This is a genomic window from Thalassospira xiamenensis M-5 = DSM 17429 (assembly GCF_000300235.2).
Classification (GTDB): Bacteria; Pseudomonadota; Alphaproteobacteria; order Rhodospirillales; family Thalassospiraceae; genus Thalassospira; species Thalassospira xiamenensis.
This window is the reverse complement of sequence record NZ_CP004389.1, coordinates 78,511-104,717: the sequence shown is the minus strand read 5'-3', so window position 1 is coordinate 104,717 and position 26,207 is coordinate 78,511. Positions and strand designations below refer to the sequence as shown.

Here is a 26,207-nt window from a genome sequence, read left to right as displayed (position 1 = left end):
TCAGCGGGTGCCAAAGACTGTCATTCTATGTGTTAAAGCGTGATGGATGAAATTGTCAGAAGTTCATACTCGTTGGATGAGTATGTTTGTTCTTTATCCTGGCCAATTAGGGTTGCCGTGAACCCGGCAAGGTTTCTGCTATTTCCGGTCCGAACAATTGTCGCGATAGAGATCCCGGTCGTGTGTTTCCGAGACACCAGGATTGCGAGATCACCAGCAGATGGCGAGACTGTCGTGTTTGCAAGAATTTTGGCGCCAGCCCGGAGAATATCACCATAAATGTCGAAATGGAGCGGAATATCAACGCCTTCAGTCAGCAATGATTTTGCGGTATCAGGCAACTGGCGGTTTTCATTCATCAGAGATTCGAATTCGCTTGGAGCGACGACAATAATCCCTTTCTGTTCAGGTTCATCCCGCGCTAATTCTTCGTGAGCCTTAACGCTGATTGGAGATTCAGGTTCTTCTGAACTGGTGTTGACCAAGTCAGCGCCTTCGGGCGTCGCTGCTTTCTGGGCTTTTGACTTTGACTTTGTGGATTTCGAAGTTTTGCTGCGGGCTTTTGTGGGTGCTCGCTTGGCTTTATTATCTGACACAGTTGTTGTTGAAGTTTCCGGATCAACAGCGGCCATTTTTTGCTCGGCTTCTGTCGACACCTCTGGCTCTATGGAATCAGTTTCCGAAGCCGCGGGGCTGGCCTTGGTTGCTGCTTTTACTGTGCTTCCTGCTTTCGCAGGGTATTGCAATTCCATCCTCTTTTTATAAGCAGCATTTTCTTCCTTGGATGGTTTCTTGAACAAGTCCACCTGAGACATGCCGACAAGATCCGCAATTATTTTTCTCTGTTCAAGTTCAAGCGTTGCGGGCATTCCCTGATATATGTAGAACTGCATATAGGTCTGGTTGCGTCCCAGCAGCTCGCTGACTTTATAGATTGGGATTTTGTGCTCCCATAGCTTATCTCGAATACGCTCTCTCAACGCATCGAACGGTGGCTGCTTCGAACGTTTTTTCGTTCCACCGGATAATTCTGCCATCAAATACTCCTGCAATACAGTCGGCGGCCATCAGCAATCATCACATCATAGGTGTGTGGCGGCGACATTTTGCTTTCTGGCCAATTAAAGCTCCTCCATAAAAAAATACCAAAAAAAAATACAAAATACCAACACAACTTAAATCAGCGGCGGTATCCTAAAGGTAAAGAGCTTTCAGGATAGACCATGAGCGCTATGAAATTTAAATGGGATGACTTGAGGACTGAACTGTTGCGCCGACTTTGGGGCAATGGTCATCTCGCGGAAATTATTGCAAAAGCGCTTGGAGCGCCAAGCTCACATGCGGTGATGCTTAGAGCACGTCGGGACGGCCTTGGTCGTCGGATGCGCCTAAAAAGCGGCAGGCTGACCGCGCGTATTGAGCTGGTCGTCAAAGAAAAGGCCAAGCCAATAGAAGTTGGCAAAATACAAAAAGAACGGACTTGTCTTCAATGCCTCCGCACTTTTATGTCCCTCTGGAACGGCAATCGAATTTGTCCCGATTGCAAGTCAAAACAGGATGGGTCTGACGGAACTGTGACCGAGTATCGGGTGTTCGGCGGGGAACGCTACTCATCAGGTGTTGATCAGAAATGAGCGCCAGACGGAACAAGAGAGACGACATTGATATTTCTGAAATTACTTCGGCTGTTAAGGCGAGGCGGAACCTCTCAGAAGTGATCGTCAGCCTTACAGGGGGCAAGTTACGTCGCCGCGGCTCAGATCGTCGTCATGCAATGCTGTGCCCATTTCACAAGGAATCAACCCCGTCCTTTTTTCTAAAGGACGGTAATACTGGTGATGGAACTTATAATTGCTTTGGCTGTGGAGCCAAGGGTGATCTGATAAGTTTTGTGAAAGATTACAAGTCACTAAGCTTCAGGGAGGCCATAGACTATTTGGTCCCGGGGCTCTGGCCCGAAAGAGATAGGCCTGCTTCATCGAAAAGAGTAAAGGTTAGACGCCTTTCACAAGTCGAAAAGCCCGATGACAAGTTCGTCCCGGTCAAATGGCAGGCTATTGTCCCTGTCCCTGAGCATGCCTCATTGTATCCAACAGGCTTCGACAGAGCGCGCGGACGATCGGCGCCGATTAATAATCCCGTATCAGAGGACAGGCCGGTTACGCAGCTGCCGATCACCTTGCTGCATCCATACAAGGATGGACGTGGTCAGACGTATGGATATGTCATACGTGCCGACTTTGAGGACGCGAAAATTACCCCGTTTGTTCAGTGGGGAATTTCTGAAAAGGGTGTGGAGGGTTGGTTTATTTCCGAATTTCCTATGGAAAATCGCCTCCCTTACAAATACGAAAAGTTTGTTGAGAAGTTACAGGCTCGTGAAGACCGTCTAACGCCACTAATTGTCCTTCTGGTTGAAGGTGAGAAAACGTGTGATCACGCCGCTAAATTCTTTCCGGACCTAGCTGTAATGACCTGGCCGCAGGGCACGAAAAGCGTTGAGAGAGTCAACTGGGATTACTTGGCCGAAGCCGATATGGTCATTCTAAGTCCAGACAACGACAGTGGCGGCTACGAAGCGATGGCGCGCATCGCGTTGAAGGCGGAAGCCATGAGATTGCAACATATCTATTGCATGGCGCCAGTGTCGGCAGACAAAGGCGCAGATCTCGCAGATGTTCCTCTAGAAGACAAAAAGTATGCATCCCATCTGCTGAAAACATCAAAACCAGTCAGGGAAATGCTTGGTGACTGGATGCTTGAGATTACTGGCGATGCGGAATTTGCGTTGGGGGAAGTGCAGGAATCTGTTGCGGCAGGACGATCTCCGCACGAGGCCGATCCATGTTTATAGGAAAAATCATGAAATCGGCTTTGGGGTATTTCCCCTTCAGGAGCCGCCACCGACTTGTGGACGAGAAAGGGACCTCTTCAGAAAGGTATTTTGACGTTGGTGTTCTGCCATCGGGAAATGAATTGCGTGCCAGTTCGCGTGCGATTCATCGTCAGCATGTTCTGAGTGGAATTCTTGTCTCCTGTCTTCTGATCCTGTTTTTTTTTAATGCAGCGCGATGGTTTTTTCAGCCTGCCCCCAAAATTTGGCTAACCGGCCCTGAGTGCACTTATGCAGGGCCGATCGAAGCTACAGATGTAACGGAATAGTGGATGCTATGAGCAAGTTCGTTGAGACCATCAAAAACCGGGCGAAATTTTATAAAGATGGTGAAACCTCTGCAAAGCGTATCAATCACATGCTTGCAGCAGGCCTTGTTATATCCATTCTCTTCAGTGTTGTTGTCGTCGCGGCACCTCCAGCAGAGCGGTACATTCCGATGGGGCCGGGTTGCGCGGTTCAGGAAATTATCCCGCTAGACAAGCCTTATCTGACGACCGCCGATGTAATTGAATATGCCGCAGACACGGCCATTGGCTCTTATACCTTTTCGGCCGCAAACTTTTCTCGGGATCTGGGGAGCACCAAAAAGCGCTTTACTCCGGAAGGCTGGAGTGAATGGAACGATGCAATCACTGCAAATGGTGTTTTGAACTATGTCGTTCGTCACGCGGCTATGGTTACGGCCTACACTTCTGACGAGGCGCCCGTCGTCGTCAATGAAGGACTTGGAATTGCGTCTGGCAACTATGCCGATCGGTACGCGTGGGAAGTGAAAGTACCCTTCCGGGTTACGTATCTCAGTGCCAACAACAAGGTTCCGCAACAGCTGGAAGCGCGAGTGATCGTAATCCGGCGCCCTTATTCAGACGATCCGTTTTTCAAGGGATTAGGCGTCACCTCACTAATCGTAAGGCAGGGTTAGCCGATATCGGTTGCAATCACTGAATCTGACAAAACTATTCAGAAAGACGAAGGCGTTCCAAATGTCAGAAAAAAACTTCTCATTCTACAGGGTCAATATTCCCGACAGGCCGGTTGAGGATGCAAGACGATTAAGTGAATGGCCAGGCAGGCTGAATGGCTTCTCTCCCGTGACGGCATCTATCAGGGAATTTCAGGAGCTGCTTGTACATGCTCCGCGCGACGATATCGATGCAATCAGACTTGAAGGGATCATGATTGGCCTTCAGATCGCACAAAGCAGAAATGACGTTGCTGGTATCGTGCTTGCCGATGTTGAGGGGGAAGATTATGCAGAATAAGAGGATACTTCGTTCCTCATTGTTGGCGCTGTTAATATCAATGCCGAGTTATGGATGGGCCCAAGGCATCGACCCTAGTACGATGCCGCCATTGCCGAATCTTGAAGAAAAAGAAAACCCGGAGACCCGGGCTGCTATCAACAAGTTTTTGGACGGCATGTATCCCGTTCGTCCTGATGATATTCGCAAGTATCGTAAGGCGACTGAAGAGCAGAAAAAAGTCCAAGCGGAACGTTTCGGTCCGTCACCAACACCAAGATCCAGATCGGAAGAGGTATCCCTCGACAATGCCGAGGCGCCGCTAAAGCTTAATCTAATTGGCGGATATGCAAGCTCTGTGTCTTTCTTTGATGTTACTGGCAAGCCGTGGCCATTTATAAATGTAATCAATGGCGATGGAGTGTTCGACATTGGTGACCCTCTTGCTGAAACGGATACTCAAGGAAAAGGATCACATACGCTTTACATCAAGCCAAAAAAGACTTTTGCCCAGGGCAATGTGCTCGTGTATTTGGCAGGCAGCGACGTTCCCCTTATGATTGATCTTGTAGCGGGTGAGGACAAGCTGGATGGAAAGGTAACAATCACCGTTCAGGATTTTGGCCCGAACTTTACCATGCCTATCTCAATGGGGAGTGGGATACCGGACAACTCGGATCCGCTGCTTGACGACGTGTCTGCCGGAATTGCGCCTGCTGGCGCTGTATCGGTGGAGCTTGTAGGTGTTTCATCCAGTCTCGTCAAAGCGTGGAGGTTTGGTGGATCAATTTATGTTCGCTCTGCGGCATCGTTACTTGGTCCTGCGTGGCTCGAAGAGAAGTCTAACGGTAATTACAAAGCCTATCGGCTTCCTGATACTCCGCCTGTGCACAGTTTGTGGATGACATACAAGGGGAGAGAATTTGATGTGCGGGTGGAGGGCTAAATGAGTACCGAAAACAATTACGAATATGATTCTGATCGGGAATTTCTCCACGAGGCCATTCTTGATCCCAAGAAGAAGCCGCTTAAAGATCGCATCAAGAATAACTTCTCTCATCCAGGCACGAAAAGAATTCTCTGGGTTTCCGCTATAGCGATAGTGGTAATCATGGGTACAGTAGCCTTTAATCTATCGAACGTAATGCCGTCGGGTGAGGTCGAGCTGGTCGGCGACATTGATAAATTTGACACGGTTTCGCGGGGCAAAAACCAGCTCGAAAACAAAGAAATGCAGCGGCAAGCCAAGGCAGCTGACGAAATCCGGATTGATGAAGCCATCGATCGAAACGGAAGTGCTGCCATCGGATTGCCGTTGGATGCTTTCAATGTGGATCAGGAGCCAAATAGTTCGTCTGAATCAGATGGAACGATTATTGCGACCACGGTAAATGAGTCCGGCCCTATTCTAAGGACGGTGAAGACTTCAACTGAGGAATCTGGCTCCAACTCCGATAGTGAAAGCAGCGGAAACGTAAATCAGGTGCTTGTCGATAAGATTGCAGGCCAGTTTGCCGCGAACCAGAACAAATGGGATCAGTTTGGTGAAACTGTAACCTTGGTGGGGTCATATCAGCCAGATCGTGTTGCGACGTCTGACCTGCAAGACCCTTCGACGACGGAAGGGGCGGATACTGACGAACCGGTTAGGGTTGTCGCTCGTGCTGGCGAAATGTTCTATGGGATAAATCGGGTCGCGGCGACATCCGATTTGCCAGGCACTCCAATTATTTTTGACGTGAACACGGGGATTTTGACAGATCATACATTCATCGGTTCATTCGCTTCGAATAGCACTTGCATGCAAGTGACAATGAATTCTGTGAGTGGCCCCCGCTTTAGCCAGCCCATATCCGCCGTCATGATCGATCCAAGTTCGATGGATAGTTGCGTCTATGATTTGGTCAGGCCTCGCCTAATCGAGCGATACGGGATGAAGCTGGCTGTAGCTATTCTGGGTGGCTTTGCGAGCGCGAAAGCAAGTGCTGCCAGCACAGTCGTCACAAGTGCACTTGGTTCGGTCACAGAAGTGCAGGAAGCGCAGACCGAAGATCAAGCGGTTTGGGCTGGAGTAGAATCGCTCGCCGACACGGCACAAGATGAGCTTGATACAGTGGTCGATGAGAATTTTGGGCGTCCTGAAGTCGCTCTTTATTCGAACGCGTCCTATGCGATTGTGCTGCTAAGTGACCTAACGGAACCGATCAACTAAGGCAGGCTGCTGTGAAGGAAAAAGCGGAGCACCGAACGGTTGCTCCGCTTTTTCATGATGAGAGACGGCCACAATCAGAAAGGGATATCACAATCGTCAATCCGTGAACCCTGGTGGCCGGCCGACAGTCTGGGAGCCTCAACCGTTGGGTCCCATCCGTCAGGTGAGGGATCCGAAGTCTGATCATTGGCCAAGTCACTATCGGTCGCGAGGCCTGGTTCATTATAATCTGTGTAAGCCCATGTCGGAATATTTTCGGCCGGATATGAAGTGATTTCATTGTGCGGAGCGTGCATGACCCAGCCAAGATACGCTGCGTCTGGTCCGATGGCATGCTTGAGACGGTTTATCTGTTCCAGATTCGACGCTCCGCGGCGATACACACATGCGTCATCGGAATATTCATAGGTCCAGTCATGAGTTCGCAAACGCTCAGAATATTCGTGAATTTTTTCGTCGTTGGTATCGAGGTGCAATCCGAAGGCGCGAGCGCGGTGCATGACCTCTCTTGAGAGTTCGATCTTGCGAAGTTCCGCGGTCTTGATCCACTCTTCAACCGTCATAAGTGAGCGCTCGTTGAGGTCAACGAGGTCGGTAGTCAGCTTGGTCAGGTTGCTGATCGACACATCACTGTTTGAGTCAAAAGTGACACCTTTTTCTATCCCGATATTTTGCATCAGTAGTGCGTCTTTGGCCGCGTCCATCTGATATTCGATCATCGGCATTTCTTTTTCGGCCGTTGCTTCGACATTTGCGCGGATAAAGTCGCAGAGTGGTGAAATTCGGTTCTCGGACTCTACAATTTTCAGGGCCCGGTCGAAATTCTCGCGCTTGGAAATATTTACGGTCCATTTTTTACCACGAGATGCTGCCGTATACAGCATATTGCGGTTCATAGTTCTTTTCGCTTCGTCTGGATACACACAGATGGCATATTTTGCTTCTGACCCTTGTGCTTTGTAAGGGCTCATTGCAAAGCCCATCTCAAGAGAATTAATCCGAAACATCCCAAAGCGGTTTTCATCCATAGCAACAGGCACGGCAACCAGTTCGTTTTCTTGCTCAAACTTGAATGTCGCGACCCATCCCTCTACAGGGCTCTGTCCTGTTGGATCTTCTGGAACGTGCCTAAACCCCAAGAAAAGACCGATGGTGCCGTTCATTGTACGCTCATCCTTGCTCTTGCTTGGGCTCCTCACTGAAATGTGGGCTGGCAATGCACCATTGCTGGCAAGCGGGCTTGTAATGATCGGCAGGGGTTCATTGGTTACCTGAATAACCGGATCCCCTTTGGTAATTTCCAGCTCTTGCCCATCCCTTGTTGGATAAAAAAGTCGCCAACTTTCAATTTCGTTAGGTTGGATCTGGCCGGCAGGCGGGTTGAACTCAGCTTTGAGAGCCTTATTCATTGCCGACAGGCCGCATTTGCCGGGCCGCATTGGGGCCATCACCAAAGTGCTGCCATTCCAGCGGCCCTCCCCGTTCCAGCGTCGAGCTTCTTCAACGACGATAGGCAAGATTCCCTTGTCATCACTTTCAATGAAATCATGCCCCTCCCCGACAGCAGGAAAATCCCCGTTTCGGATATTCAAAAGTGCATCTGGAAGCACGGATGGTTCCTGAATTTGACCTGTTGAAGAACTGTCTGCTTTTTGACGGTAGACTTCGTCGAGAATAGTAATGGGTAGAACATTTGCATCAATCAGGTCGGCAAAAGTTTTGCCGGGGCCGATTAGCAACTGTGCTGTATCCCCGGCAAGAACGACCTGAGTTTTACTGAAATCTACCGCGCGCAAAAACTGGGCCATGAGAACAACGGATGGCATTGATGATTCATCTAGGGCGATAAAATGATAGTCCAGTCTTCGGTATTGATCGTGGAGGAAGCCAGGGCCGCGATTTACCGGTATCATCTCTGGGTCATCAAAATCGACACCAGGAATGGTGCCATCTTCAAGCGCCGAATCATATTCTGATGCAGATAGATGCATACGAAGCCGCGGAACCCACCAACGCTCGGGGACCCATTTTAGGATCGAGTGCATTGTGTAACCATCGACGCCAGCCGTGTCGCGAGCTCGGACAACGGCCTTACCCGCCAGTGACGTGACGACATACTTTGTACCTTCAAAAGCTTTGAAGACGCATGACATTGAAGTTGTTTTGCCCGATCCGGCAAACCCAATCCCTATCGACAATCTCTGAGTGAGGGAGTTCCATGTGATTTTTTGCTGGAGGGTATTCAGATTAATGCCCTGATCGCGCACAGCGTTTACTGCCTGACGGAAACGCTCTTCGAGAATGGCATGGGGAGTGTCGACCGGGTGGAGCTGCGCCAGCTTGAGTGATCTGATAATAGAGACCATTGCGGCATAGGTGATGGGGCGCATCAAGAGCGCCCCTTCTTCCGTCATGCGCGCTTTCAGTTTTTTTGATCTGATCAGCTCAGGTATTTGGTTGATGATTGTCACCTGGAGATCTTGCGTGCCTTTCGCATCGGCGAGCTTCGCGATCTTTACGGCACGTTTAGCAAGGTCCATTACAGGAAGAGCAATGTGACCGTCAGTTTCCTCGGTTTCCTGAAGAGCGAGATCCAACAGTGCTTCAATCCGGTCTTCGTGATCAGTTGGAAGGTCTAGTGTGCGAGCTGCAGCTTCGGCTGATCCAAACCCGACCCCATTGATTTGCATTGCTTTCCATGGTGACTTCGAAAACCTTCCAACGGCCGATTTTCCCCACTCTTCGACAATTGCTGAAGCTGCCCTTGAATTTACACCAAGCTCCATCAGCTTGATTGTGTCTGCCTCAGCTTGATCATTCATCACGATCGTCCACAATTTTGCGATCGCATGCGCCTTTGCGCTTGGGATAACTTTGGCAAGTTCTGCCTGATCACCCATAATCTCAGGCAGGTCGTTGCCGAAATGGGAAATAAGGTTGTTGATGGTTTTTCCACCAATGCCGGGCAATCTGTCCCTGTATTTCTGATAAAATCGTCTGACGCCAGCCAGTGATCTGTTTTCCTGTGTCAATATTTTGATTTTTGACGCTTTGAATTGTTCACCGTACTTTGAATGCTCGCCCCATACGCCGGACGCTTCAATATCATCACCGGTAGAGTAAACGAGCCCTTTTCGAACGGCTCCGGCGACAATGTGCATCTTGAAACCCCTGCCATTCTTCACTTTGACGCGAAGGACAGCAAACCGGTCATCTTTTGATCGATGCAAGATCTTTTCGACTGTGCCCTTTAGATCAACCTCGGGCTCATCTTCCTTGGCGGGCTCATTGTTAACCGACGGTTCAGCGGGAGCAAGACTTCCAGTATCAACACCACCTGAATGTTCAGCGCCAGACATGTTAGGGTCAAATTCATCTGATGCGGCAACGCGCGCAAATCCGGCCATGGAAACCTTCTTCGTCTGATTTTGTGTATTTCAAATCATTGTTGCCGAAAATTTTGTAACCAGAATCGGTTTTTGATAAATTAATGTACTTTTTTGGGTTGACCGATTTTGTATTTTGTATTTCTCTTCATCCAAATCAGATATTTTGTATTGGATGGAATTGAGATGCATAAACCCAGAAAATTCTTGCCATCTGCGCGCTTCCTGATCCCGGCCATGATCAGCTTGTCTGCCGTGTCACTGCCGGCCTTGGCCTCAGGTGTCGAAAGAGTGCCGCCAGCAACCGCTTTGAAAGCACAATCTCCCTCTGGCAATAGCTCCCCGTCCATTGGGTTGTCATCAAGTGCTCTGGTTGCAGAAACCACGTCGAAGCCGCGCAAATTCAGGTTTGGACCTTCTACAGAAAATGCAATGAAGGCACTTAGCGCAAAGGGAACGGTTGTTTATCTGGGCGCATTTGATGGTATCGACGGATTCCTGTATTCGGGAATTCAGGGAGAAAAAGCAGACAAGGAAATCATATACAAAACTGTATATGTCAGCCCTAACGGGCAATATTTAATTGACGGTTATATGATTGATGCAGATGGCCGCAATATCTCCCGTATGCAACTGGTCGCAATGTCTGGCGGTGAACTTGTTTCCGATGCTGACACGAAGTTTGGCAAGGAAGAGATCATCCAGTCTATTCTTGATTTCAAAATGTATTTCGATCTGGGCTTCCTTGATACGCTCAGAACAATTGCTTTTCCGTATGCCGTACCTGGTGAGAACCAGAACCGATTCAATACAATTTATCTGCCGCAAGGTGGAAAGTCTGTCATTGTTGGAACGGCTTATGATCTTGATGGTGACAACGTCACCCAAATGCAAATCACCAAGCTGATTGATGGCCAGAAATTTGGTGTCGAAAAGATTGTAGCCGAACAATCTGCAGCAGAAGCAACTGTCGGATCGGACGCTTCTGCGGTAGATGCCCGGGTGGCGAATGAGTTGGATGCTCTGCTCTCTGGCGATCCCGCGCCAATCGCTCGACCGGCAAATGATCCTGAAACCGAAAGTTCTCAAGAGGAACAGCAAGGGGTTCAGGAGCCTGATCAGGTTGATGACCCTGCAGCAAGTGCAGAAGCGCGTAAATTTGCAGCGCTTTCACAAATTTCTCACTTTTCAGTGGGTGGTGAAGGTCCGGATATCCCAGAAATCAACATCATCATCGATGCAAAATGCCCCTATTGCCATGATTTCTGGAATAAAGTTCGGGTTCTGGTGGAGAAGAAGATGCTTCGCCTGAATGTGTCGATGGCCGCTTTCAAGGATGAAGCATCTGTAAGTCTTGCGGCAACAATTCTTGACGCAAAAGACCCGGCTGCCGTTTTTGCGCAGGTTATGAATGGCTCTATAGCCAATTCGCAAATCACGCAGCTGACCGAATCTTCGCGTGAGAAAATATACGCAACTCATCAGGTTATGGATGAGTTCGATTTGCGGGTCTCCCCCCTGATCACATTTGTCAGCAAAGATGGGCAGCCGACAATTGTGGAGGGCGCGCCAAAAGACATCGTCGCCTTTCTCTCGCAAGTCTACGATCCCGAAAAGCTTGTAGCAGCACTTCGCAAACAGCAGTGATCCGATTACCAACCGAAGGTACGCAAACCTTTGGTTGGTCTTTTTTTGTGTTTTCCAATCTAATCAAAAGGTGATTGTCATGGCGGCTGGTCTCAAGAAAGGGAGCAACGATCGCAGGCGAAACAAAAAGCGCGAAGTCCGGCTGGGAGACTTTTCTCCGCGTTTTTCAAAACAAGGGAATTTGGAAGCCTATCGGCGTGAGCTTCAGAAGCGCGTCAATATCGTGACCTACGACATCGGTAGAATGCGTTGTCAGGTTAGCGAGGCCCCAACCTCAACTGCGCGTGCATTTGTTAAAAAACGCCTTGAAGAACTTTTGGCGGAAAAGAGATTCATTGAGTATCAACTTTCAACGCTCAACAACAATCCATGGTCCATTGAAAAGTCTATTGATAATGTCGATTTTGGGCACCCCGGATCCCACGCTCATCTTAATTGACTATGAAAAATGCAAAAAAAGCAGGAGACAATTTAGGTTCTCCTGCGTTTTTTTTATTGGGCGCTGGTGTTAATCAGAACTGACTGGTATCGAGAACTGTTCGGAGAATTCGCTCGATGAGCTGACCGCCTGCGCAAGCGCTTGAGCTCTTTCCAGTTCCAGGCGTTCCCAGTTAACTCGCAGATTTATGGAAGACAGGCGAATTAACTCTCTTAGAAGCTCGGGTGTGGTGATCATGCCCGATAGTGTTTTGGAGTAATATCCGGCGCCACCGTAGCGGGATTTCACCAGATAGTCGAAAATCTCAACCATGCTGAGCTTATCGGAGTTGGCAAAAGCATCTTCCGATATATGTCCCATAGCTGACAAGGTTTTCCGCCATTCATCGGCACTCACGGCTTCAGCTTGCTGAGACAACACAACAACTGCCGGGCTTGTTATCCATGCATGTCGCATTTTTCTGACACGGGCATCCATATCGTTATCGATATTGCCGAAATCAGAGTTTCGAGGTGAAGTTGATGCAGACAGGCTCTCCAGTGCAACTTTCATTTCGTCATCGCTCAGGGACGCTTGTTGCAAGACAAGATCAACTGGCTGCATGTCCTTGTTCTTCAGGTCTGCATCGCGCGCAAAAACACGTTCATTGTAGCCGTATGGTTCATCTTCAAGAGCATTCCGTGCCTGATCTACCAGCCAGCTCTCAGCGGTCACAGCTACAGCGGCGGATTTCTGTTCTGCTGCGGCAGTCGCGAGAGCGCCAGTCGATGAATAGCAGCCCTCTACCGATAGCACAGAGGAACGAACCGTTTCAGCCATTTGCTCGCGCTTTGCGAGATCTGAATCTGCAAGCACTTGACCGTTGGCGAGTTTGGACTGAAGTGCTCCAGAGAACATGCGGAAGAGCTCGGAGGCCTGCACTGCCAACACATCGACTGTTGGGATGCCGGTTGCCCAGGCAGGCTGTGTCAAAGCGGAGCTAAGGCAGAGGGCGGAGGCAAAGATTATCTTTCTCATTTCAGCGCTTCCTTCATCAACTCAATTGACCGGCTGCTATTTTCATAGGTTTCAGCTCCAAGGTCTTCGGCGGATGGAATATCCATATTGATGATGTCGCTGGCGCTACCATTGCCCTTGAGGATATCGGACAGTGAAGCGTTAGGATTGCGGTCAAGGCCAGTTCCGATATTTCCAGACAGACCAGGCACGCGCACGCCCCCGGGAAGTTCGAAGTCATCTGTGTTGATTGCCAGTGATTTGCTTAGACGATCATTCATTTCACCCCAAGCTTCCTCAGCTGCAGAGCAGACATTAGACAGCACGGCGTTCATGATATCATCGATGCCCGGGATACTTACGCCCAGTCCGAAGTCCATCGAAAACATGTTGTCGAGACAGGCCAGTTCTTCGATGTTCATGGGGGTCCCGATCACTTCACTCAGGATCGAGGACAATTTTTCGGAAGCCTTCTCAGATGATTCCTGAGAGGCTTCGAGTAAAGCAGGGTCACAAGCCTCGGTGATGGTAAACGCGTCGCCAGCTTCAAATGCGATGGCACCTGTAGACAACAACATTGCTGATGCCCAAAGTGAAGACCCGAGCATGGTCTGCTTTAACCTGTGACTGATTTTTGTAAACTGGGGCAATTTCTAATACTCCTGTCGGCTCCCATTCAGCGAACATTTCAATTATTGGAATGTGCCGAGTGCTGATGGTTCATTTGCTCGCGCGCAATGCGTGCAATTCTGGCTATGCGTTCCGGATTGAAGAGAGACGCCAGGCTTGTCCTCTGAAGAATGTGCAAGACAGTGTCTCGCAATATTGTGCGAGCGGTGTCCTCGACGTTCTGATCGCCGAAAATCTCTGCTTCTTGAGAGCGAAAGTATTGTCGAGTTGTCTCGATTTTCTGGAGCAAGCGAGCACCGCTGTCAAAAGCAGCTGAATTTTGTAAGGCTTCAAAAATCTGAAATCGACGAGGTGCACTGAGATAGGCAATGATAATCTGAATATCTCGCATGTCGCTATCTTGAATCTCGGCTTCTGATGCCAGCGACGTCAAGAGATACGATAGTGATTCCAGTGTCTGTTCGCGGCCCTTGCTCGAAGTCTCATCTTCTTGATCAGAGCGAAGATCAAGCGTCCACGGTTCCCCTTGGATCATGTTCTCAATGGCCCGGCGAACCTTGTCTTCAAGTTTACCTATCCACTGATCTGTAGCGCTCGACCTAATGTCGGGATGCAGCATCAAAACGCTCCACGAAAATGTGTATTTTGTAAGATCAGTAACACATCTGATCTGTATTATGGTTATAGTACAGGAACATCTTGTTACGTGTTGCTGTTTTTTTGTATACATAATGTAGGAGCGGATATGGCAACAGTTTGTGTATTTGACCGTGAAATGATCCAGTCGCTACCGCCGCCGATGAATAACGATCCGGAAGCTTCGAACAATAGTTTGAAGGAAGCTTTGTCGACGATCGTGCATATGATTGCTCCTGGTGTTGGCACTGCATTAGATGTTGCCGCATCGAGCGATGATATTCAGACCCAGCGGCCGAGCGGCTTCCTGGAAATCGATAACAACATGTCGGTTGATCCTGCCCGGTCGATTGATCCTCAAGGATTTATCGGGGACCGCTTCGTGCACACTTCGGATCACGCGGTTGAAAGTTTAAAGACATCGCGCTCACAGAATGAGCAGCGTTCTTCGGCGCGAGATGAATCGATGTACGAAATGTAAGGCCAGCTTTAACCCAAGAATGGAGCCCCGAATAATGATCGGGGCTCCTCAATATTTTTTGTTGCTACCAACAATAGAGCTTTTGTTATGGGTATTTCCGAATTGCGTACCGACTACACTATGCCGGCAGACTATGAAGATCTGCTGCTGTACCTGATAGGTCGTGATGGTCCTGCCCGGCCGACAAATGTTCAAGGGCTTCTTGATCTGCGCCCGGAAATGTTGGAATCCAGCAAATCATGGAGCAGTCTTGGTCCTGATGAACGCTTCCTGAAAATTCCCGATCAGTTTGGTTTGGACGGTAGCTTGCATGCTGTTGGCTCGCCAATTGTGGAGATCGGTAAGAATGTACGTATCGTGGGGGATTGTCTCCTAGATAAGTCGAAAATTCAGCTGATTGGAGAAGGCCTCATCTGCAGCGGAACACTTCGCCTCAAGTTCTGCAAGGGTTTGTCCGATGGATCCTTTCCTGATCACGTCACGGCTCATAAAACAGTGCTTCGGGGAACCAGTGTTACATCGAAGATCGTTGGGAAATTCTCTGGTCAGCTCGAAATCGATGGCCCTGAAACATTAACAGGATTTGAGCCTCGCGGCGGCCTATTGCGCCCATTTAGTTATGTCGACCGCACATTGGGAATTGCCGCAAACGCGTCCAGTCTCCGTAGTAACTTCAAAATGCTCACATCTCTCCCGCTCAGGAAAATTGTGGCTATGCCGCGGGGGACGTCTCTGTCGTTTGCCGAGGTGCAACGTGTCAAGGGAATGTCAGATATTGAAGTTGCGCGATCTGCCAGATCCAGAGCGATCCTTTCGGCTATTTTCTACGTGACGTCTTTGTATTGCGTCACAATGGCATTATTGCATTTTTTAGTGGGTGCCGAGCCATATCGCGGGCTCCTTTTTGTACCGTTTTTGTTTGTTTCGAGCTGTCTGGCGCAAAAGCATGCGCATGCGTCATATCAGCTTTGGACCAGGAAATTTGTTCCATTTCGAGATTTCATCCGAAAGCCCAGCCGCCTCGTTCCGCATTTCTCAGCACCGAAAGGACATGAATGATGTCAGTTCGCTCTAAAAGCGTATTCATCACGCTGGCCTCCCTGTTGTTCATGTTTTTCTTTGCTCTATCGCCGACATATGCGGCACTTGGAGATGACCCGCCCACTTCAACCGGAACGGATATGGCCGACGAGGCCGCAAATGATATGCAGGATGTTGCCGACGAAGTTCTTGAAAACGGCAGCAGCGAAACCGCGCGATATTTGCATATGCTGTTTGGCAGCCTGGTCGATTATGGCGGAGAAGGCTCTGATGATGCTCAGACACTTCTGGGTGTTTACATCAAGTATATGAACTATGCAGTTGCAGGGCTTGGAAGTGTCCTTCTTGGGTACTTCGTTCTTGTAGGGATGATCCAAACATCTTCAGATGGTGAGATTTTAGGTAAGAAGTGGTCTTCGACGTGGGTCCCGGTTCGAATCTCTGTAGCAATGGTTGGTCTTGTCCCCCTGCCGAGCGGCTATCTTGTCGCTCAGGTTTTGCTCATGAAAGTCGCCCTGGTGACGATCGGTGTAACAGATTGGATTCAAGCCAAGACCATTGAAGAATTCATTGATGGTGGTGTTTCAATCAGCGCAGCAGCTCCACCCAATGCAAGCGTGCCAGTTGCCGGTCTCACAAAAATGATGCTTTGCCAGCGCACTTTGGCCTATTCGGAAAGGCAGCTTTGGCTAATTGAGAGAGGTAGCTCGCCTGCCCCGGCAGCCATTGTCATCAAGGAAACTTCGACCGAGAAAGAAACGGTTGATGGTGATTCGTATAGTGTGACCAGAATTGGCGCAGATCGCATACAGAATGGTAAAAACAAAGAGCCTGGTGTGTGTGGAAGCATTGAGTTTTCACAGCGCATCGACAGAAAAGAGGAAGTCGCGGATTTCGGATTTAGCACTCTGGAAACCGTTTCACAGCCGATTTACGATGCGCATCTAGAAGCAATTCGCAAAATGCTCCGGGTTGGCGGCGAGATTGATGTTCTAGTGGATCAGATTGCCGCTTTGTCATTCCCAAACAAAACACGTGACTATAAGCCAACACGAGAGGAAATAAATGCAGTCCACTTGGCGTATAAGAAAGCTATAGCTGTCTACGAAACGACGGTTGTCTCGAAATCGCAAGAGGCAATCAGTAAATTGCGTTCCAGTTCTGAGAAGGCAAGCAAATTAAAAGAAGCATTGATAAAAGCAGGCTGGCTTCATGCCGGTTCCTACTATCTGACCATTTCATCGCTTAACCGGGAAATATTCGAAGCATCTTCGTATACCCCCATATTCCAGGAGCCCCGCGCCCCTCGCCCTGCAGACAATGGGCCGGCAGTAAACAATATCGCCTATAACAGTGCGATGAACGTGTTTGATGGGCTCGCAGCATATGTTGATGGTGATCCCGAATTTACCCCCATTTATGACTTTGACAGATCATATAGTGACACCCTGCGTGACCAGCGCAAAACTGGTGATGTTCTATCCGATATAATGGGTGACGCGATTGCGTGGATCAACTCAGCCTTTGGAGGGATCGCCTCCATGTTTGAATTTGGCAAAGGCTTCCAGGAACGCTATTCAAATGGAGATGCAAAGTATTTTGCCGATACCCTTGGGGAGCTTGTCCATTACGGTCACTTCTGGCTGAATGTTATGCTTGGTATTGTCGGTTTTTACGTTGTGGTGTCGCTGGCCGCAACGTTTGCGAACTTCACCCCACAAGCAGCTTTAATGAAAACATTGGGGAAGTTTATTGGAAAAGCGGGAGGTGGTGGCGGCTCACCTATCGGTGCGTTTGGAATTGGTATCGGCATGATCGTCGGCTTTATCTTGTCGTTGTCTTTTGCTGGTGCTGCTTTTCTTGCCCTCGTCCTCCCGGCAATGCCGTTTCTGATTTGGTCTACTGCAGTGGTTGGGTGGTTCATTCTGATCACTGAAGCAGTTATTGGCGCCTCGTTCTGGGCCGTTGCCCACTTGATGCCGAATGGTGAAGGTCTTTCAGGTGAAAGCGGCAAAAAGGGTTGGGAAATCCTGCTGAATATTGCAGCCCGGCCGCCGCTTATGTTGGGCGGGCTGTATGGCGGCATGGGCATTTTTGCAATGGCCTCGACATATTACCTTCTCGCTTGGGATTGGGCCGTAAACGACATCCTTCTTGGTCATTCCGCAGGGCTGTTGACCAGAATTTTGTTTGCAATCATGTTTGTGGGCCTATTGGCCGTGATTGCGGAGCGATCGTTCCGGTTCATGACATGGCTTCCAGATAAAGTATTGCGCTGGATGGGAGTTGCCGTCGAAACAATCGGTGACGAGGATGAAGACCGACGTCAGCGGGCTGTTATCATGGCCGGCACGCACAGCTCAGGTCAGGCTGTTAATCGTGGCTCAATGGCCGCGCTTGGAATGGGCATGAAAGCAAACAATCAGCTGAAAGATGGTGGCGGGGAAGGTGCAGAAAACGGTGGTGCCGCATCAAAAGACGTCTCTGCTACCCAGACTGTTGGAAATCACGAAAAGGGTGGAGGGCAAGATATGGCGATGAAAGCCGCAAACGCATCATCTGAAGCAAGTGACGAAGGTAAACGGTCATCCAGTGGGACCGAGGGTGCTTCGAACAATGGTGTTGAAATCAAGCAAGATGGCGGCGGAGGTGAGCGTGATCGCAAAGCTTAGATGAGGCGTATATGAAATCTAGATGTTGGCTGTCACTAGGTATGGAAATATACTGACAATAGCTTTTGCGTCTTCTTGTTGAAAAAGGGGAAATGTTTCCGATGTCACTTGATGACAATTATAGTGATGGTTTTTTTGGTGGAATGATTGTTTCCGGATTGCGGGAACAAAAGGTCCACAATGAGAACCGTCGTGTTTTCGAAAATGTGGTTAAAGAGAGGGATGACGGGTTGAAGGTCATCTCTGCCTTACGTTCGGAAATCGAAGCGCTGAAAAAGAAACAAAGTGAAATGCAGCTTGATTATGACCAAACGTGGGCATCGAACCATATCAAAAGCTGTATCGCGATTGGCCTTAAACTGGCTGCTGCTGAGGTAAAAGAGCGTGCTGCGGCAGGCGATTCTTGTGATTTTTTCTGTGGCAGTGGGATTGCGAGATCTTCCGCGCCAGATAATGAGCTTTTGTACTTTGAAGCTTTGGTTTGGAAAAAGGCAATTGGTGATTTGCACTGGATTCTAGAAGAAATGTCCCCGGAGTATCGTTTGGTGTTCTGGGAGCACGTTCATCGTGTGTTTGGTGACACTTTCCTTCGGTGTACTGCACCAGGCGCGGCTGAGGTTCCAGAAGAATTGATCGAGCTGGTGAATTGGAAGCGACCAGATATCGGCGCGCATCCAGATGCAATTCGCGTAAACGAAGCAGTTCAAGGTCGAGATAATTCAAACTGAAGTAGCTACCCTTATGCTGTCAAAGCGCAAATATGGTCGCAACTACAACACCGATAACTGTAGCTGCCCACTCGCGCCAGTCCTTCTTCTGTTCTGTTGCCCGTGACAGGTTACCCACCTTGAGGTCATAAACCCAGCGGGCCAAAAAGAATGCAAGAACCGCTGTAAGTATGATCGCCGGACCACCAAATCCGCGCCCCCACAAACCTGCGGAACCTGTCGTCAAAACTGTTGCTACCCACATTACGAGACGAGGATATGCTGACCTCGGTATAGAGCGTACCTTGCTTCCATCGCGTTTCTGACCTTTCCCGCTATGATCATGTGGCGGACGCACGGCTATTTCCTCAGATGAATTCGACCGCTGCTCAAATTCAGCAGGAGTACCCCAAAATTCATTGCCGTGTATTTCGTAATGTCGTTCGAGATGGTTTGCCTGATCCTTCATCAGCTCGCTGCGAAGCAGGCCATGGTCAAACGGCTTTGTGTACTGGCTGGCCAATCTAATCAAGTCGTCTGGATATAGGTGTGGTTGAGGACCGACACCTTCCCAAATAATTGGAATATCTCCACCAGGCATTAGCACTTGAAGAAAGAAGCTTCCGATCGGAGGATCCCGACCAATAACGACGTCATGGTCTTCCGCTTCCAGAATACATCGGCTCATAAAATAGTTCTCAATTTGGGGCCCTGTACAGGCTGCTTAGATCCAAGATGGTGCGCAACTTATTGATTTCCCATGTACCATTTAAATGCCGGCATCGATTGGCCTATTTCCACAAGTTTGTTGGCCAGTGCGCGGGTGATTGAGAAATACGAGAGTGCATAGCCTGACAGAAGTAAGGCCAATTCGAGTATTGCAGCTAATGGTAGGAGGAATATTCTCAATATCGCCATCAAACTTCCTCGATACTTCGAAAGATCATGTCACCAGCCCGGGTCTGGAGAGCCAAGCAAATTCAGATATATTTTTGCACCGTCCATTTTCCGACATGTCTCTGCAGAAAGGCCAACTTTCCCAGCTGCCTTTACGACCAAATCGTAAATCGGAATTTGTTGAATTGCATTTTCCTCTTCATCTACCAGCGCTTCATAATCGCTTCCTGAGATGACTGTCCCTCTCGACTTGTTGAGCTTGATTGTCCGCTCTAGACGCTCTTCGATCGAGTGCTGCAATACACGCAACCGATAACAAGCCTCTGCTCCTGCCAGATATTCGTTTGCGCTCAAATCGTCAGCTGAGGATGCGTTTGCAATCGAGGTGGAGAGGGCCAGAAAGCCCACAATACCGAGGAGATATTTTCTCATAAGGCACCTTTCAGAAGTAGTCTCGTTATCTGTTCGTTGCTTTGAATACTGGAAATTCGTCTAACAGTACCTTGTATGTGCTCGAACTTGCCATTAATTTTCGAAGTTAACGACTGGGCGGCTATTCATTTTGTCGAGTAGCACATCAGCGCCGACGGTGCTCACAAGTCGATCAATGATGTACTGCCCTACTTTGTGCATGTCGTCTGCTCCAGCGACACCCAGGGCAAGCATTTCGACTATGAATGGTTCGAAAGGTTTTATACCGAAACCTGATTTGAAATCGCTGAGTACAGTTTGATCGATTTGCGAACCTTTGCCCTCGTGAACAACGAATTTGCGTCTGACGTCACCGATGGTCAATTCAAGAATGGCAATTGCCGGAAACTCAAAATATGCGATTTCCCCTGTTTTTCTGTCTATGCTGGGTATCCTAAAAATCACTTCATGTTCTCCACCATCTCAATATCCGAAGCCCAACACTTGACGTTCGAAAAGTGCGCGTCGACGCGTCGATTATATGTCGGGATATCAATGCGCTACGTTTTCGCACAATTGAAAGCAAGCATATCGGTGACCTTACCGATATGGTCGTTCATCAAACATCAAGTACTTCAATATGAATTATTTCGAACGCCACTTCCATTTGCTCGATAAGCTGCTCTTTTCGGTGTGCGTCCAGTCGATCCCAGTCACTATATTCTCACCCATAATGTGCGGCCGCAGCTTTTTCGAGTTGATCATGAGTGATGGTTGTCAACGCCATCTCAGTGCCTCCAATTCGATACATTCTGACCATCTAAAATCATCAGAGCAAATCCACTTCGCCATAAGGCTATGCTGCGCGTGGGGCCTAGACTTGTGTGTCGCGGCCGTCTATGCGTCGCGCTACGGACTTCTTGGGAAAGATGGTGGTCAACCATTGGACATCACGGTAGTCACAGTCCCCAACTCGATCTGAGTATTCCTTGAGCGCGCCATGTTCGGCAACGCAAATAACACCCCCATACAGGACGCAAATCTCGATACCTGTTGGCATTTTGTTGATGTGCGCCCTCAATTCTTCGCACCACTTTTCTTGCTGTTTGGATAGCTCGGTCATTTGCTGCTCTCACTGAATGGAAGTGCATGAATTATCGTCAGCAATTGATTTGGTACTCCAAACCCGAGATTTCGCTGAGATGTTTGATGAGGCGCGTCGCCTTATTGAAATCACCAACGTCTGTTATTGCCCGGCAACCGTCTTTCCAAGCGTAAACAGTGAAGAAATCTGCCGCTTTACGATCTTGCAGTCCCAAAATCTCATTACTGCCTTTTTCCGACGTGGTGCCTGGATCGAGAGGGATGGTAGTGCATCCTTCAAGAACCAAGTATTCATACTCAGACCAATCTGGGGCCCGATTACCTTCGCAGCAGCTATACAATTCCGTTTTGGGGTAAGTCGCTAACGCATGTTCGTCTTTTGGATAACTATTCATCTAGCTCAATCCTTCCCTTGATCGCGCAGGCAATTAACAGAATGAGAGATTGTGTGCGGAATATCGACACGGTCAGATGACGGGGTTTCGGATGCAAAGTTCAGCAGTGATTGCCATGTTAATTTCAGAATTCAAGCCGTTGTCTTCTGATCCCGCTTCAATGGCGCTCCTTCCCAGCTCGATGCAAGTCAGAATGCCATTGATCTGTTCGTCGGAAAGGTAAACAGTACCCACTACTCTGCTCCTCTTTTGAATCCGAAACGAGATTTTGGAAGCTCAATCACATTCGCGAGTAGCCTCGGACGTGCAATCGGGCCATCATAAGGTTCAGGAAGTTCTCGGAACGCGATGGGCTCGCCCACGCATTCCTCCAGCGGATCTGAATAGTAGTCGTTAGGTGACATTCCAGACAGCCACCAATTATTTCCGGTGTGATAGCCTTCAACGACTTTACGGGTGCCGTCCTCATGTTGGACCGTAATTAAGACCATCGGACCAAGCAAATGTTTGTCGCGCTTAAAATACTCGGTGATCGGCGTGACCCAATTCGTCTCGTGTTCTGGAAAGTCATTCATCGCAGCTATGCCTTTGTATCGCGCATCACATCCTCGTGTGGGTATGTGCCGATAAAACCGTCGTTGAAATCGACGAGAATATTGTCCTTTCGAACCTCTGCCACGTAACCAATCCGGCTGTTTCGCCGGTTGTTGAAGTAACAGAGAACACGAGTTCCGATGTCTAACGCCCCGCGCTCGTTAATTGGGATTTTCTGATCGGTCATTCGACATAATCTCGTTCATTATTGCAGCAGCGATACTCTGCGAGGGTTCGCGACCATATTTGTCAGCGCATTCTTGGTCGCAGAACTCTTTGCCTTGTTGGGTGATCCATCCATGAGCCCGAACCCACGCCCGCGCTTCAGCTATAGATCCACCGGCATAGTGATCGCATTGCCCGCACTGGTCGCACTCTATTTGCACATATTTTTGGAGCGCCATATCTCGCTGTCCGGTTGCTCGTTATTTGGAAAATTCATCTAAAACCTCCCAAAGACGCCAAAGAGCCAAGCTGATGGCGCCAAACAAGAAGGCAATCACTTGGCACATCGACCAGATGAGAGTTTTGTCTCCCAAAAGATTGGCTTGGGCCTTAAGTGATTGACACAACGAGCTTGCGTTTGGGTTATTGGACAGCTTTGCCTCTTCGGCTTCAACAGCTTTTTCGACAATCCCGTGTGACAATAGTCGATTGCGTATTCCGGCAAAAAAACTTACGCACCAAAACATCATTGCAAGAAATAGCATCGACATGGCCCAGCTCGCTTCGCTTGGATTGACTTGCGTGATTGCGAAACCCAACCCAGCTCCTGAAGCAGACATTAAAAAGTACGTAAACTTTGACACTGAAGCGGAATGCTCAGAAATCAAATTAAGTCGATGTTGTTCGTTATCTGGAACCGTGTTGGTCATTTTGATCACCCCTTCTGCTCGGCGGCGCTGAAAGCAGTCATCTTCCATTGTCGCTATGGTTGTATAATAACACGCCTTTCGGAAATTCCAATAACTGTTTCCAACAATTTCCAAAAAAGTGTTCCAAAATGGAAAAAGGTATGGTCTATTGGACAGGCGATGGACAAGTTATGATCAATCTGGAAAGGCCCCGCCTTGAGCGCCGAAGAAAGACACTATGGTTATGCCCGCGTAAGTACACCGGATCAGAACCTTGATTTGCAAGTGGAAGCACTCAAGAACGCAGGCGTTGAAGAGCGACACATCTTCACAGACCATGCGACAGGCAGCGGCCCGATTAAGAAGCGACATGGCTTGCTGATGCTTCTCAAGGGCATGCGAGAAGGTGACACGCTTGTCGTCTGGAAGCTGGATCGCTTGGGCAGGACGGTTGCCGAATTGATCCGCACCCTGGATATCATTCGAAAAAAAGGTGCAGATTTGAAGGTTCTCACGCAACCAATTGATACGACGACTGCCATCGGCAAAGTGATGTTTAATGTTGTGGCTGCCTTTGCAGAGTTCGAGCGCGACCTGATTTCAGAGCGGACCAAGGCTGGCCTTGCGGAAGCGCGAAAGCGCGGCCGGCAGATAGGCCACAAGAAGAAGCTGACGACTGAAATGAAGAAAGAGGCCGCAGCCCTTCTTGGCGAAGGTTATTCATATGAGGCCATCGCAGAGAAGTGGAACGGCAAGGTAAGCAAAAGCACTCTGTATAATTACAGGGAAGAGATTGAGGCTTTCATTCCGCTGGACGTGGAAGATGCCGAAACGGATTCCAAATAAGGGACGCGAACCATCCAGATAAAACCATTCTCAACTATGGCCGTCACTGGTCTTCTCCTTTTTTAGGACTCTTGACGGCTCGCATGGGCAGATAATGGGGCTATTGGTCCTGATGAACTTGCAAATCAGTCCAAATGGACTATATTCTAGGGCAAATGCGGAGGGTTAGATGGTTAAGATAGAAGAACAGAAGCACGGTTCTGCGGGGACTGTGCACCTTCAGATTCCGGGAAAGCACTTGCAAGGCAGAAAAATTACACCGTTGGTTCAGCGGCTTTACGAAAGGCACCTGAAGCTGGAGGAAAATTTTAGGCACCTTTCCTCCGGGCCGGTGATTGTAAGTGAGTTAGGTGGCAACTCGGACGAAGGCTTGCTTGGAGAAATCAAGCCAATCGGACTGTCAGGCCTACTTGCCGTCCCTTTGTCCAATGAAATGCAGAAGGCCAGTTCCACTGTCAGCGAACAGCAAGCGTTAGTGGGCCTCAAGGCGGTCAACCGCATTTGTGAACAATGGGGCCTCTCGATCGAGGAAAGCGCAAACCTCGTGGATATGTCTCTCAGTACGTGGAAGAGGGCTAGAAAGCCGAACTTTTCTGGAAAGCTTAGCAAAGATCAGGTTCTCCGATTGAGTGCTATCGTTGGCATCTACAAATCGTTGAACCTCTACTTTGATGACAAGATTGCGCATAGCTGGATTAAATTGCCGAATGTAGGCCCACTGTGCCGCGGCGCCAGGCCAATAGATGTTTTGATCGAAGGTGGGCTACCTGCGCTTTTGCGCGTTCGACAATATCTTGATGCATTGCGGGGGGGATCATGATCCTCACGGAGCTTAAGGATCGTGGCCTAGTCCGTCTGATATCCGCGACTTACCACAAGCCACCCGTTCTTTCAGGATTAGTTGATAACGACGAAGAGATGGCTCTACTGACTGATCTCGAAGGGCAGACCAGTGCGCGCTTAGAGGCAGAAAAGGGTAACGACCCCAGTTGGGACCCTTTGATGCTCGCATGGCGGAAACGGCAACAAGATATCAGTGCTTATGGCAATAGTCATATCAATGCCGCCTTCACATATACACGGACTGGCGGAAATCGGTTTAACGGCGAACAACGCGGCGCTTGGTATTCTGCTTGGTATACTCAGGTATCCATCGCAGAGGTCGCGTTCCATCGCACGCGCGAGCTTTCCTATATAGGCAAATATGAGGACAAAGCGCGTTATGTAGAGATCATTTCAGATTGTATCGGCGAGTTCGCTGACATTCGAGATGAACCAGATCACCCGTGCTTACATGCTGATCCTGCAGTGGGCTATCCAAAGGGTCAGGCGCTATCCGAGGCGCTGATAGCTGATGAGCATATCGGCCTCATCTACCCCTCTGTGCGCGCCCCGGAGGGAGATTGCTTGGTAGTATTTGATCCTACGACTGTTCGTAATGTTCGACCGGGCGCCTCATGGGATCTCGTTTGGGATGGATCGCCGCATTATAGTGCCAAATGCGTTTAGCGACGCACATTGTGAATCTGAAGCGGACAGGTAAACAATTCCAAATAAGGGAGGAGCCAGATGGCCACTTACAGACAGATCCAACTGCATATAAAGGATCAGCATGGATATTCGGCCCAGACCTGCTGGATTGCTGACGTAATGGCTGAACATGGGTTGACGAAGAGGATCGCACCAAATCGGATTGATCCTACTCGGCGAGAAAAGCCATGTCCTTTAGGGAAGCGAAAAGATGTCGAAGACGCACTTCGTCATTTCAACATGATCTGATTTCCAGAAAAGGGACAATCAATGAAGGGGATATTGCAAGCCACGCACCCATCATCAGATCAACTTTACGATCTGCTCACCCGTGAAGAGTGGGAAGCGCTCGCTGTGTTTTCTTCTGAAGGCGTCATTACGAGGTTGCCTGATGCTATAACGAAGGAGCGGCTTCTCCGATTGGGCTTAACTGGCCATGGAGAGCGGCCAACAGCAGCAGGTTACGCTTTGTTGTTGACCTGGCTACGTCGCAACCCGAAGCGTAAGCGATGGGGTGGACGCCTCCACCAACCGCATCAACTGTGCCAATATAGACATTCTCAAAGTTTAATAAGAGATGGAGGCATCCTAA

The 26,207-nt window shown here is 49.1% G+C and carries 28 protein-coding genes; 15 read left to right on the top strand and 13 right to left on the bottom strand.

Going from position 1 to position 26,207, the window contains the following annotated elements; all coding sequences use genetic code 11:
* Nucleotides 1-32 precede the first annotated feature (32 nt).
* Nucleotides 33-1,037, bottom strand: coding sequence for a hypothetical protein (locus TH3_RS21730; RefSeq protein ID WP_007090984.1), 1,005 nt, complete (start codon nt 1,035-1,037; stop codon nt 33-35).
* Nucleotides 1,038-1,223: 186 nt separating this feature from the next.
* On the opposite strand from TH3_RS21730, the gene TH3_RS21725 reads away from it, so the two are divergent.
* The 6 genes from TH3_RS21725 to TH3_RS21705 all read left to right on the top strand — a co-directional run bounded on the left by TH3_RS21725 (nt 1,224) and on the right by TH3_RS21705 (nt 6,349).
* Nucleotides 1,224-1,634 (top strand): hypothetical protein, encoded by a 411-nt coding sequence (locus tag TH3_RS21725; protein WP_007090983.1) that lies wholly within the window; start codon nt 1,224-1,226, stop codon nt 1,632-1,634.
* On the top strand, nt 1,631-2,854 hold the full coding sequence (locus TH3_RS21720; RefSeq protein ID WP_007090982.1) for a CHC2 zinc finger domain-containing protein: 1,224 nt from the start codon (nt 1,631-1,633) through the stop codon (nt 2,852-2,854). The genes TH3_RS21725 and TH3_RS21720 overlap by 4 nt, the downstream gene beginning before the upstream one ends.
* Before the next feature lie 316 nt (nt 2,855-3,170).
* Nucleotides 3,171-3,818 carry a DotI/IcmL family type IV secretion protein gene (locus TH3_RS21715; RefSeq protein ID WP_007090980.1) on the top strand — a complete coding sequence of 216 codons (648 nt, stop codon included), beginning with the start codon at nt 3,171-3,173 and terminating at the stop codon, nt 3,816-3,818.
* 61 nt (nt 3,819-3,879) lie between these two features.
* The gene (locus TH3_RS22935; RefSeq protein ID WP_139328221.1) at nt 3,880-4,158 is read left to right on the top strand and encodes a hypothetical protein; all 279 of its coding nucleotides are present in this window, start codon (nt 3,880-3,882) and stop codon (nt 4,156-4,158) included.
* Entirely contained in the window at nt 4,148-5,083 is a 936-nt protein-coding gene (locus TH3_RS21710) for a DotH/IcmK family type IV secretion protein (protein WP_007090979.1), read from the top strand. The genes TH3_RS22935 and TH3_RS21710 overlap by 11 nt, the downstream gene beginning before the upstream one ends.
* Nucleotides 5,084-6,349, top strand: coding sequence for a TraB/TrbI/VirB10 family type IV secretion system protein (locus TH3_RS21705; protein WP_007090978.1), 1,266 nt, complete (start codon nt 5,084-5,086; stop codon nt 6,347-6,349).
* Between the two features lie 74 nt (nt 6,350-6,423).
* Here TH3_RS21705 and TH3_RS21700 read toward each other — a convergent pair whose 3' ends face one another.
* Entirely contained in the window at nt 6,424-9,756 is a 3,333-nt protein-coding gene (locus TH3_RS21700; protein ID WP_007090977.1) for an AAA family ATPase, read from the bottom strand.
* Nucleotides 9,757-9,921: 165 nt separating this feature from the next.
* Between TH3_RS21700 and TH3_RS21690 the strand changes: the two genes are divergently transcribed.
* Together TH3_RS21690 and TH3_RS21685 are read left to right on the top strand one after the other, a co-directional pair.
* Nucleotides 9,922-11,382 (top strand): disulfide isomerase DsbC N-terminal domain-containing protein, encoded by a 1,461-nt coding sequence (locus tag TH3_RS21690; protein ID WP_139328220.1) that lies wholly within the window; start codon nt 9,922-9,924, stop codon nt 11,380-11,382.
* A gap of 79 nt (nt 11,383-11,461) precedes the next feature.
* The gene (locus TH3_RS21685) at nt 11,462-11,821 is read left to right on the top strand and encodes a hypothetical protein (RefSeq protein ID WP_007090974.1); all 360 of its coding nucleotides are present in this window, start codon (nt 11,462-11,464) and stop codon (nt 11,819-11,821) included.
* Between the two features lie 69 nt (nt 11,822-11,890).
* Here TH3_RS21685 and TH3_RS21680 read toward each other — a convergent pair whose 3' ends face one another.
* Genes TH3_RS21680 through TH3_RS21670 form a run of 3 tightly spaced genes read right to left on the bottom strand, consistent with a single transcriptional unit; the run spans nt 11,891 to nt 14,066 of the window.
* Nucleotides 11,891-12,838 carry a hypothetical protein gene (locus TH3_RS21680; protein WP_007090973.1) on the bottom strand — a complete coding sequence of 316 codons (948 nt, stop codon included), beginning with the start codon at nt 12,836-12,838 and terminating at the stop codon, nt 11,891-11,893.
* On the bottom strand, nt 12,835-13,467 hold the full coding sequence (locus TH3_RS21675) for a hypothetical protein (protein ID WP_139328219.1): 633 nt from the start codon (nt 13,465-13,467) through the stop codon (nt 12,835-12,837). Before TH3_RS21675 ends, TH3_RS21680 begins: the two co-directional genes overlap by 4 nt.
* 38 nt (nt 13,468-13,505) lie before the next feature.
* Entirely contained in the window at nt 13,506-14,066 is a 561-nt protein-coding gene (locus TH3_RS21670) for a type IVB secretion system protein IcmW (protein ID WP_007090971.1), read from the bottom strand.
* Between the two features lie 126 nt (nt 14,067-14,192).
* Between TH3_RS21670 and TH3_RS21665 the strand changes: the two genes are divergently transcribed.
* The 4 genes from TH3_RS21665 to TH3_RS21650 all read left to right on the top strand — a co-directional run bounded on the left by TH3_RS21665 (nt 14,193) and on the right by TH3_RS21650 (nt 19,005).
* Complete coding sequence (locus TH3_RS21665; RefSeq protein ID WP_007090970.1) at nt 14,193-14,564, top strand: hypothetical protein; 372 nt, start codon at nt 14,193-14,195, stop codon at nt 14,562-14,564.
* Nucleotides 14,565-14,651: 87 nt separating this feature from the next.
* Complete coding sequence (locus TH3_RS21660; protein ID WP_007090969.1) at nt 14,652-15,623, top strand: BTB/POZ domain-containing protein; 972 nt, start codon at nt 14,652-14,654, stop codon at nt 15,621-15,623.
* Nucleotides 15,620-18,277, top strand: coding sequence for a DotA/TraY family protein (locus tag TH3_RS21655; protein ID WP_040109959.1), 2,658 nt, complete (start codon nt 15,620-15,622; stop codon nt 18,275-18,277). Before TH3_RS21660 ends, TH3_RS21655 begins: the two co-directional genes overlap by 4 nt.
* Nucleotides 18,278-18,378: 101 nt before the next feature.
* A complete protein-coding gene (locus tag TH3_RS21650; protein WP_139328218.1) occupies nt 18,379-19,005 on the top strand; it encodes a hypothetical protein in 627 nt (208 codons plus the stop codon).
* 19 nt (nt 19,006-19,024) lie between these two features.
* On the opposite strand, the gene TH3_RS21645 is transcribed toward TH3_RS21650, so the two are convergent.
* The 8 genes from TH3_RS21645 to TH3_RS21610 all read right to left on the bottom strand — a co-directional run bounded on the left by TH3_RS21645 (nt 19,025) and on the right by TH3_RS21610 (nt 23,260).
* The gene (locus TH3_RS21645) at nt 19,025-19,672 is read right to left on the bottom strand and encodes a hypothetical protein (protein WP_007090966.1); all 648 of its coding nucleotides are present in this window, start codon (nt 19,670-19,672) and stop codon (nt 19,025-19,027) included.
* A 260-nt stretch (nt 19,673-19,932) separates the two neighbouring features.
* Nucleotides 19,933-20,313 carry a hypothetical protein gene (locus tag TH3_RS21640; protein WP_007090965.1) on the bottom strand — a complete coding sequence of 127 codons (381 nt, stop codon included), beginning with the start codon at nt 20,311-20,313 and terminating at the stop codon, nt 19,933-19,935.
* Between the two features lie 93 nt (nt 20,314-20,406).
* Nucleotides 20,407-20,757 (bottom strand): hypothetical protein, encoded by a 351-nt coding sequence (locus TH3_RS21635; protein WP_007090964.1) that lies wholly within the window; start codon nt 20,755-20,757, stop codon nt 20,407-20,409.
* A 695-nt stretch (nt 20,758-21,452) separates the two neighbouring features.
* Nucleotides 21,453-21,791: a hypothetical protein gene (locus TH3_RS22930; protein ID WP_007090962.1), complete on the bottom strand. Its 339-nt coding sequence runs from the start codon at nt 21,789-21,791 to the stop codon at nt 21,453-21,455.
* A 72-nt stretch (nt 21,792-21,863) separates the two neighbouring features.
* Entirely contained in the window at nt 21,864-22,025 is a 162-nt protein-coding gene (locus TH3_RS23150) for a hypothetical protein (protein ID WP_167710612.1), read from the bottom strand.
* Nucleotides 22,025-22,366: a hypothetical protein gene (locus TH3_RS21620; protein ID WP_007090961.1), complete on the bottom strand. Its 342-nt coding sequence runs from the start codon at nt 22,364-22,366 to the stop codon at nt 22,025-22,027. The genes TH3_RS23150 and TH3_RS21620 overlap by 1 nt, the downstream gene beginning before the upstream one ends.
* 5 nt (nt 22,367-22,371) lie before the next feature.
* Nucleotides 22,372-22,572, bottom strand: coding sequence for a hypothetical protein (locus TH3_RS21615; protein WP_007090960.1), 201 nt, complete (start codon nt 22,570-22,572; stop codon nt 22,372-22,374).
* Between the two features lie 238 nt (nt 22,573-22,810).
* Complete coding sequence (locus TH3_RS21610) at nt 22,811-23,260, bottom strand: hypothetical protein (protein ID WP_007090959.1); 450 nt, start codon at nt 23,258-23,260, stop codon at nt 22,811-22,813.
* A gap of 195 nt (nt 23,261-23,455) precedes the next feature.
* Between TH3_RS21610 and TH3_RS21605 the strand changes: the two genes are divergently transcribed.
* The 3 genes from TH3_RS21605 to TH3_RS21595 all read left to right on the top strand — a co-directional run bounded on the left by TH3_RS21605 (nt 23,456) and on the right by TH3_RS21595 (nt 25,594).
* The gene (locus TH3_RS21605) at nt 23,456-24,085 is read left to right on the top strand and encodes a recombinase family protein (RefSeq protein ID WP_007090958.1); all 630 of its coding nucleotides are present in this window, start codon (nt 23,456-23,458) and stop codon (nt 24,083-24,085) included.
* Between the two features lie 433 nt (nt 24,086-24,518).
* Nucleotides 24,519-24,905: an MbcA/ParS/Xre antitoxin family protein gene (locus TH3_RS21600; protein WP_040110023.1), complete on the top strand. Its 387-nt coding sequence runs from the start codon at nt 24,519-24,521 to the stop codon at nt 24,903-24,905.
* Nucleotides 24,902-25,594, top strand: a complete 693-nt coding sequence (locus TH3_RS21595; RefSeq protein ID WP_007092576.1) for an RES family NAD+ phosphorylase — start codon at nt 24,902-24,904, stop codon at nt 25,592-25,594. Before TH3_RS21600 ends, TH3_RS21595 begins: the two co-directional genes overlap by 4 nt.
* Nucleotides 25,595-26,207 lie beyond the last annotated feature (613 nt).